This window comes from Thermosediminibacter litoriperuensis (assembly GCF_008124715.1).
Classification (GTDB): Bacteria; Bacillota; Thermosediminibacteria; order Thermosediminibacterales; family Thermosediminibacteraceae; genus Thermosediminibacter; species Thermosediminibacter litoriperuensis.
The window spans coordinates 1-1,147 of sequence record NZ_VNHO01000066.1 but is presented as its reverse complement, the minus strand read 5'-3'; the positions used below and the strand labels follow the sequence as shown (position 1 = coordinate 1,147).

At 47.2% G+C, this 1,147-nt stretch carries 1 protein-coding gene and 1 pseudogene; both read left to right on the top strand.

The window, feature by feature from the left end:
- A pseudogene (locus tag LZ11_RS13110) lies at window positions 1-108 on the top strand (methylmalonyl-CoA mutase); the annotation flags it as partial.
- Between the two features lie 15 nt (window positions 109-123).
- Window positions 124-1,053, top strand: a complete 930-nt coding sequence (gene meaB / locus LZ11_RS12255) for a methylmalonyl Co-A mutase-associated GTPase MeaB (RefSeq protein ID WP_148868130.1) — start codon at window positions 124-126, stop codon at window positions 1,051-1,053.
- Window positions 1,054-1,147 lie beyond the last annotated feature (94 nt).

Below are 1,147 nucleotides of genomic sequence, written 5' to 3'. Positions count from 1 at the left end.
CACGAGGACATTCCTTACCTGAAGGAATGCGGCGTAGCAGAGATATTCACCCCGGGCACGCCTATATCGCAGATCGTGGAGTTTATAAAAAACAACGTCAAAAAATAGTTAGGGGTGTGAAATTTGGACCTGGCGGACAGAATACTGCAAAAGGACAAGAGAGCTTTAGCAAGGCTCATAACCCTCATAGAGCGCGGAAATACGGAAGCCAGAGAGGCCTTAAAAAAACTTTATAAGTACACCGGAAATTCTTATGTCATAGGCATTACCGGGCCACCCGGCGCCGGCAAGAGCAGTCTTGTAAACGAGCTCGCCAAAAAAATCCGGGCGAAGGGCAAAAAGGTGGGGATAATAGCCGTCGACCCCACCAGCCCCTTCACCGGTGGCGCTTTACTGGGTGACAGAATAAGGATGCAGGATTTGACGCTGGACGATGGCATTTTCATCAGAAGTATGGGCAGCCGCGGCTCCCTGGGCGGCATCGCTAAAGCCGCCTACGATGCGGTTAAAGTCCTGGATGCTTTTGGTATGGATTATGTTATAATCGAAACCGTGGGTGTAGGTCAGACGGAGATAGACATAGTGAAACTGGCGGATACGGTCGTGCTTGTACTGGTCCCCGGCCTTGGCGACGACGTACAGGCTATAAAAGCCGGGATAATGGAAATAGCCGATATTTTCGCCGTAAACAAGTCCGACCGAGAAGGAGCCGACAGGCTGGTTACCGAAATCGAAATGATGCTGGAACTTTCCCAGAAAGATTTCGACTTCAGGCCTCCAATCGTCAAAACCGTTGCCGTTACCGGCAAAGGCATCGATGTCCTGGAGTGCAGGATAAGCGAACACCTCGACTACATAAAGAAAAATGGAATCCTAGAACTGAAAAGAAAGACAAAAGTAAAGGAAGAATTCATGGAATTGTTGAAAGACCATATCAGCAGGCTGATACTCCAGAAGAACGCATCCATTATAGACAATTTATTACAGGATATATCCAATAAGACGGTTGACCCGTATACAGCCCTGGATATTCTTACAAGAGAAATATTTTAGGAGGTAAAAAGTCATGAAAACCCTGAAAATAGACCACATAGGCCTAGCCGTAAAAAGCATAGAAGAGGCGTCGAAAATATACACTGAACTTCTG